Genomic DNA, 6,462 nt, shown 5'->3' with positions numbered 1-6,462 from the left:
GGGGGCGCGCTGCCCGGGGCCGCCGCCGCGGGCCCGGGCCTGGCGGTGGCCGGCGCGACGCTGATGCTGGCCGTGGCGGCGACCGGCGTCTCGGCGGCGGTGGACCTCGCCTGGCTGGGGACGGTCGCCGCGCTCGCGTGCGCGGAGGAGCGCGGCTGAGCGGGGCCGGCCGGCTCAGCGCTTCAGCCAGCGGCGCAGCGAGATCTTGCGCATGCGCAGCGTAGCGAGGTGGTACGCCGCCGCGAACGCGCACAGCAGCGCCGCCGCGCCCAGCGCGAGCCCGCCCAGCAGGCCCTCGCCGCCCGCCAGCACCACCAGCCCGCCCACGGTGAGGCCGGCCGCGAGCAGGCCGAGGAACACGAGCACCCCGAGCGCCCGCACGTGGCCGCCGATGCGGTCGATGGCGTCGGAGGCGACGTTCACGCGGAACTTGCCGCCCTCGAGGTCCACCAGGATCTGCGAGAGCTGGGTCGGCACGTCCTCGGCCAGCCCCTGCAGCTTCAGCAGCGAGCGCATCAGCAGGCCGGAGGCGTCGGACGGGTTGAAGCGCGAGAGCAGCAGCTCCTTCGCGTAGGGCAGCCCGACCTCGAGGATGTCGAGCTTCGGGTAGAGCCGGCGGATGATGCCCTCGATGGTGATCGAGGCCTTCGCCAGCACCGCGTACTCCTTGGGGATGCGGATGCGGTGGCGGATGGCGAGGTCGAGGAGGTCGCGCAGCAGCGTGGCGCTGCGGATCTCGTCCAGCCGCAGCCCGAGGTAGCGGTCGAGGATGGCGCGGATGTCCTCGCGGAACTCGGTGATGGGCGCGCGCGCGTCCGGCACGCCGATCCGGTTCAGCACCCGCGCCACGGTCTCCGGGTCGCGCAGCGCCACCGCCACGATGAGCGTGACGAGCGCCTCCTGCTGCACGCGCGACAGCCGGCCCACCAGGCCGAAGTCGAGCAGGGCGATGCGGTCGCCCGGCAGCACCAGGATGTTCCCCGGGTGCGGGTCGCCGTGGAAGAGGCCGTCCTCGAACAGCTGCCGGAACGACGCCTCGATGACGTTGCGCGCCACCCGCTCGAGGTCGAAGCCGGCCTCGGCGGTGACGTCGGAGACCTTCACGCCGTCCACGTAGTCGAGCGTGATCACCGTGTCGCAGGACAGCGCCCGGTGCACGCGCGGGATCACGAGGAAGTCGCGGCCGGCGGACGCCTCGTACATGGCGGTGGCGTTGCGGGCCTCGTTCGAGAAGTCCAGCTCCTCGTGGATGGTCCGGTCGAACTCCTCCATCACGCCGGTGGGCGTGTAGATGCCGGTCTCCTCGATCACCGCCTCGAGCAGGCCGGCGAGGTCGTGGAGCAGCGCCAGGTCCGACTCGATCTGCTCGCGGATGCGGGGGCGCTGCACCTTCACCACCACCCGCACGCCCTCGTGCGTGGTGGCGCGGTGCACCTGCGCGATCGACGCGCTGGCGAGCGGCGCCGGGTCGAGCTCCGCGAACAGCGTCTCCACCGGCCGGCCCAGGCCGCGCTCGATCTCCTCGCGGATCTCGGCGACGCCCACCGGCGGGCAGGCGTCCTGCAGCTTCTCCAGCTCGTCCACCCAGTGCGACGGCAGCACGTCGGGGCGGGAGGAGAGGAGCTGCCCGAGCTTGATGAACGTGGGCCCGAGCTCGCCCAGCATGGTGCGGAAGCGGGCGGCGGTGGTGCGATCCGGGGCGGGGAGCGGCTCGCCCGGCGGCGGCGCGTCGCGCCCCAGCACGTCGCGCAGGCGCATCCGCTCGAGGTAGGCGCCGAAGCCGTGGCGGGCCATGGCGGCCGAGATCTGGCGCAGCCGGTTGAGATCCTGGAACGCCCGCCCGAGCATGGGCCGCGACTGTAACACCGGGGTCGGGGGGTGGCCACGGCCCGTGCACGGCGGCCCCGGCATGCGGTAGAACCCATCGCCCATGCCGGAGATCGCCCAGGCGCACACGCCGATGATGCGGCAGTACCTCGAGACCAAGGCGAGGTACCCCGACGCCATCCTGTTCTTCCGCCTCGGGGACTTCTACGAGATGTTCTTCGAGGACGCGCTCACCGCGTCCGAGGCGCTGCAGATCACGCTGACCGCGCGCTCCAAGGGCGACGACAAGGTCCCGATGTGCGGCGTGCCGTACCACGCGGCGCGGGGCTACGTGGCGCGCCTGCTGGAGAAGGGGTTCAAGGTCGCGATCTGCGACCAGGTGGAGGAGCCGGGCAAGTCGCAGCTGGTGAAGCGCGAGGTCACCCGCGTGGTCACGCCGGGCATGGTCCTCGACGACCAGGTGCTCGATCCGCGCGAGGCGAGCTGGCTGGGGGCGGTGGCGCTGGAGGGCGGGCGCGCCGGGCTGGCGCTGCTGGACGCGTCCACCGGGCAGCTGCAGTGCGGCGAGGTGGACGGCGACGAGCGGCTGGTGGACGAGCTGCGGCGCGCCGGCGTGCGCGAGCTGGTGTTCTCGGACGCGGCCGACGGCGCGCGCACGGAGGCGATCGCGCGCGCGGTGGGCGCGCCGGCGGCCCGCCGCGGCGCGGCCGAGTTCGAGCGCGCCGAGGAGCGGCTGCGCAGGCACCTGGGCGTGCCCAGCCTGGACGGCTTCGGCGTCTCCGGGCTGCCGCTGGGCCTCTCCGCGGCCGCGGCCGCGCTCGCCTACCTCGCCGACACGCAGCGCGCGGCGCCGCGCCACGTGGACCGCATCTCGCGGCTCTCCACCGACGACGTCCTCCTGCTCGACGAGGCCACCCGCACCAACCTCGAGCTGGAGCGGACGCTCTCCGGCGGCCGCAAGAAGGGGACGCTGCTCGCGCTCCTCGATCGCACCGTGACCGCGCCCGGCGGCCGGCGCCTGGCGGAGTGGCTCCGCTACCCGCTCACCGATCTCGCGCGGATCGGCGCGCGGCTCGACGCGGTGGAGGAGCTCTCCGGCGCCTCGGTGGCGCGCGAGGAGCTGGCCGGGGCGCTCCGGCCGGTCGCCGACCTCGAGCGGCTGCTCTCGCGGCTCGTGCTGGGGCAGGGGAACGCGCGGGACCTGCGGGCGCTGGCCGGCGCGCTCCTGGCGCTGCCGGCGCTGGCGGACGTGCTCGAGGCGCGCGGCGCCGCGCTGCTGCGCGAGGCGGGCGGGCGGCTGCGCGGCCTGGAGGCGCTCGCGGCGCACCTCGACGCGGCGGTCGCGGAGGAGCCGCCGGCCACGCTGCGCGAGGGCGGGATCATCCGCCGCGGCCACTCCGCCGAGCTGGACGAGATCGTCGCCATCGCCGAGGACGGCAAGGGGTGGATCGCCGGCCTGGAGGCGAAGGAGCGCGAGCGCACCGGGATCGGCTCGCTCAAGGTCCGCTTCAACAAGGTCTTCGGCTACTACCTCGAGGTCACCAAGCCCAACCTGCACCTCGTCCCGAAGGACTGGGAGCGGCGGCAGACCACGGTCGGCGGCGAGCGCTTCGTCACCCCCGAGCTGAAGGGCTTCGAGGAGAAGGTCCTCACCGCCGAGGAGCGGCGGGCGGCGCTGGAGGAGCGGCTGTTCGAGGCGCTGCGCCAGGCGGTCGCCGCCGAGGCGCCCCGGGTGCGCACCGCCGCGGACGCGGTGGCCACCGCCGACGCGCTGCTCTCGCTGGCGCGCGTCGCGGCGGAGCGCGGCTACGTCCGGCCGGAGGTGGACGCGTCCGAGGCGCTCGAGATCGTGGATGGGCGCCACCCGGTGGTCGAGGCGGTGCTCCCGGACGGTCCGGCCGCGTACGTCCCGAACGACGTGCTGGTGGCGTCGCGCGGCGCGCCGGAGTGCGCCGAGCACGGCGCGCTGCTGGTCATCACCGGGCCGAACATGGCCGGCAAGAGCACGGTGATGCGCCAGGCGGCGCTGGTGGTGCTGCTCGCGCAGATTGGCGCGTTCGTGCCGGCCCGGCGCGCGCGCATCGGGCTGGTGGACCGGATCTTCACGCGGGTGGGCGCCTCCGACGACCTGGCGCGCGGCCGCTCCACCTTCATGGTGGAGATGACCGAGACCGCGGCCATCCTCCACAACGCCACCCGCCGCTCGCTGGTGGTGCTCGACGAGATCGGCCGCGGCACCTCCACCTTCGACGGCGTGTCCATCGCCTGGGCGGTCGCGGAGCACCTCCACGACGAGACCGGCTGCCGCACGCTGTTCGCCACGCACTACCACGAGCTGCAGGACCTCGCGCGCGAGCGCCCGGCGGTGCGCAACCTCACCGTCGCGGTGCGCGAGGTGGGCGACCGGGTGGTGTTCCTGCGCAAGCTGGTGCAGGGCGGGGCGTCGCGCAGCTACGGCATCGAGGTCGCGAAGCTGGCGGGCCTGCCGGCCGAGGTGCTGGCGCGGGCCCGGGAGATCCTGAAGAACCTGGAGGCGATGGAGGTGGACGAGGGCGGCCACCCCGCGCTGGCCCGCGGCCGTCGGCGCCGCGCCGGGCCGCCCGTCGCGCAGCTCGGCCTGTTCGGCGGCGGCGCCCCGGCGGATCCTGCGGCGGACGAGGTCGCGAAGGCGATCCGCGCCCTCGACCTCGACGCGCTCCGCCCGCTCGACGCGCTCAACCTGCTGGCGGGCTGGAAGAAGTCGCTGGAGTGAAAGGAAGGGGGCCGGTCGCCCGGCCCCCTCGCGCTGCGGTCGCGGCCGGGCTCGGCCGGCCGACGGAGTCGCTACGCCTTCTTGTGGCACTCGGCGCACTTCGCCGGGCCCTTCGCTTCCTTCTTGTGGCACTCGATGCAGGTCGCGTGCGCCTTCTCCTTGCCGAACCCCTCGATCTTGCCGCCGGCGGCGGTCGCGTGGCAGGCCTCGCACTTCACCGCCGCGTGGGTCTTGTGGTTGAAGGTCACGTCGCCGTTCTTCGCCTTGAGCACGGTCGGCGCGGCGGGCGCGGCCGCCATGGCGGAGCCGGTGAGCAGGAAGGCGGCCACGATCGAAGCGAGGAGCTTCATTGGGATGTACCCCTGGTGAGAGCGGACGGGTCCATTCCCGTCGCGAATTGGACGGGCACTCTAGCCCGCGCATTCTCCCGGGCACCTGCGGCAAGTGCGCGCATGCGCGCGCGGGCGCAGGCGCGGATTGAACACACCGGCCCGCACCATTGGTCAAAGCAGCGCAAATGAAGAGGGGCCGCGCGCGGCGGCCCCTCGGTGCGGCGGCGAAGCGGTGCGGCTACGCCTTCTTGTGGCACTCCGCGCACTTCGTCGGGCCCTTGGCCTCCTTCTTGTGGCACTCGATGCAGAGGCCGTGCGCCTTGTCCTTGCCGAAGCCCTCGATCTTCCCGCCGGCCGCGGTGGCGTGGCAGGTCTCGCACTTGCCGAGCTTGTCGGCGTGCGCCTTGTGCGGGAACGTCACGTTGCCCGGCTTGGCCTGGAGGGTGAGGGTGGCGGGCGGCTCGGCGGCGACGGCGACGACGGCGACGGTCAGTGCGGCGAACAGCGCAGCGAGGTACTTGGTCACGTGGGGCTCCTCGGAATCGGGGCGGACCAGCCCGCCCGGCTATCGGACGCGCGACATTACTCGATATTCAGGGGGGGTCGGAAGAATTGTCGCACGGGGGCCCTGACCGGCGTCCCCGGTTGACGTGCATCAATTCAGGGCCTTTCCTCCCGCCGGCAGGGGACCGTCAGGCCATCTCCAGCACCGCCGAGACCAGCTTGTCGATCCCGGTCGCGACCGGCGCGATCCAGGGGCCGAGCATGTAGGCGGGCGTGCTCGCGACCTTCAGCCGCTCGTCCACCACCGCGTCCTCCACCTTGCAGTCCACGTGGCGCGCGCCCCAGGACTCGATCGCGGCGGCGGTGTCGCGGTCGTTCCCGATGGTGAGCTTGACCCCCTCGGGTCCGAGGATCCGCGCCGCGATCACCGGGGCGATGCAGATGAACCCCATCGGCCGGCCGGCGCCGCGCACCTCGCGCACGATCCGCTCGACCTCGGGCAGGACGCGCATGGCCCGGCCCTCGACCGCGAAGGTGCAGAGGTTCTTGGCCGCGCCGAAGCCGCCCGGGAACACCAGCGCGTCGAGGTCGCGCCCGGAGACGGCGGAGAGCGGCGTGATCTGCCCGCGCACGATGCGGGCCGCCTCCGCCAGGACGCGGCGCCGCTCGCCCTCGGCCGGCGCCCCCTTCACGTGATCGACGACGTGCAGCTGCTCGACGTCGGGCGCGGTCGCGATCAGCTTCGCGCCGCGGCGGTCGAGCGAGAGCAGGGTGCACACCGCCTCGTGGATCTCGGCGCCGTCCAGGAACCCGCAGCCGGACAGGACGACGCCCACGCGCTTCTGGCTCGCCATCGGAGGCCTCCCCGGAATGTCGACGCGCCAGGATACCGCCGCCGCGCGCGCCCGGGCAGCGTCCCGGGCCGGGCGGGGGAAGCCCCGGGGGCATGGGACCCCGGCGCCGCGGACGGAAATTGGACGGAGATATCGAGCGGGGGGACATTCGCCCTCCCATGCGCCGCGCCGCCGTCCTGCTCGCCGTGCTGAT

At 74.1% G+C, this 6,462-nt stretch carries 5 protein-coding genes; 1 reads left to right on the top strand and 4 read right to left on the bottom strand.

All coding sequences use genetic code 11. The features are described 5' to 3' along the window. Nucleotides 1-174 precede the first annotated feature (174 nt). Nucleotides 175-1,848, bottom strand: a complete 1,674-nt coding sequence (locus PSR1_RS20785) for an AarF/ABC1/UbiB kinase family protein (RefSeq protein ID WP_059439294.1) — start codon at nt 1,846-1,848, stop codon at nt 175-177. A gap of 82 nt (nt 1,849-1,930) precedes the next feature. Between PSR1_RS20785 and mutS the strand changes: the two genes are divergently transcribed. Beyond that, nucleotides 1,931-4,579: a DNA mismatch repair protein MutS gene (gene mutS, locus PSR1_RS20780; RefSeq protein ID WP_059439293.1), complete on the top strand. Its 2,649-nt coding sequence runs from the start codon at nt 1,931-1,933 to the stop codon at nt 4,577-4,579. A 71-nt stretch (nt 4,580-4,650) separates the two neighbouring features. Here mutS and PSR1_RS20775 read toward each other — a convergent pair whose 3' ends face one another. From PSR1_RS20775 to elbB, 3 genes are all read right to left on the bottom strand, one after another. Next, nucleotides 4,651-4,929 carry a cytochrome c3 family protein gene (locus tag PSR1_RS20775; protein WP_059439292.1) on the bottom strand — a complete coding sequence of 93 codons (279 nt, stop codon included), beginning with the start codon at nt 4,927-4,929 and terminating at the stop codon, nt 4,651-4,653. Between the two features lie 220 nt (nt 4,930-5,149). Further along, entirely contained in the window at nt 5,150-5,437 is a 288-nt protein-coding gene (locus PSR1_RS20770; protein WP_011420752.1) for a cytochrome c3 family protein, read from the bottom strand. A 166-nt stretch (nt 5,438-5,603) separates the two neighbouring features. Continuing rightward, on the bottom strand, nt 5,604-6,269 hold the full coding sequence (elbB, locus tag PSR1_RS20765; RefSeq protein WP_059439291.1) for an isoprenoid biosynthesis glyoxalase ElbB: 666 nt from the start codon (nt 6,267-6,269) through the stop codon (nt 5,604-5,606). Nucleotides 6,270-6,462 lie beyond the last annotated feature (193 nt).

It is taken from the genome of Anaeromyxobacter sp. PSR-1 (assembly GCF_000964525.1).
GTDB lineage: Bacteria > Myxococcota > Myxococcia > Myxococcales > Anaeromyxobacteraceae > Anaeromyxobacter.
Note: the sequence above shows the minus strand (reverse complement) of the source record. Positions and strands in the feature narration are given on the sequence as shown.

Excerpts from the sequence above, each read along its gene's own strand:
- PSR1_RS20785 (WP_059439294.1), bottom strand. The coding sequence starts at position 1,848 with ATGCTCGGGCGGGCGTTCCAGGATCTCAACCGGCTGCGCCAGATCTCG.
- mutS (WP_059439293.1), top strand. The coding sequence starts at position 1,931 with ATGCCGGAGATCGCCCAGGCGCACACGCCGATGATGCGGCAGTACCTC.
- PSR1_RS20775 (WP_059439292.1), bottom strand. The coding sequence starts at position 4,929 with ATGAAGCTCCTCGCTTCGATCGTGGCCGCCTTCCTGCTCACCGGCTCC.
- elbB (WP_059439291.1), bottom strand. The coding sequence starts at position 6,269 with ATGGCGAGCCAGAAGCGCGTGGGCGTCGTCCTGTCCGGCTGCGGGTTC.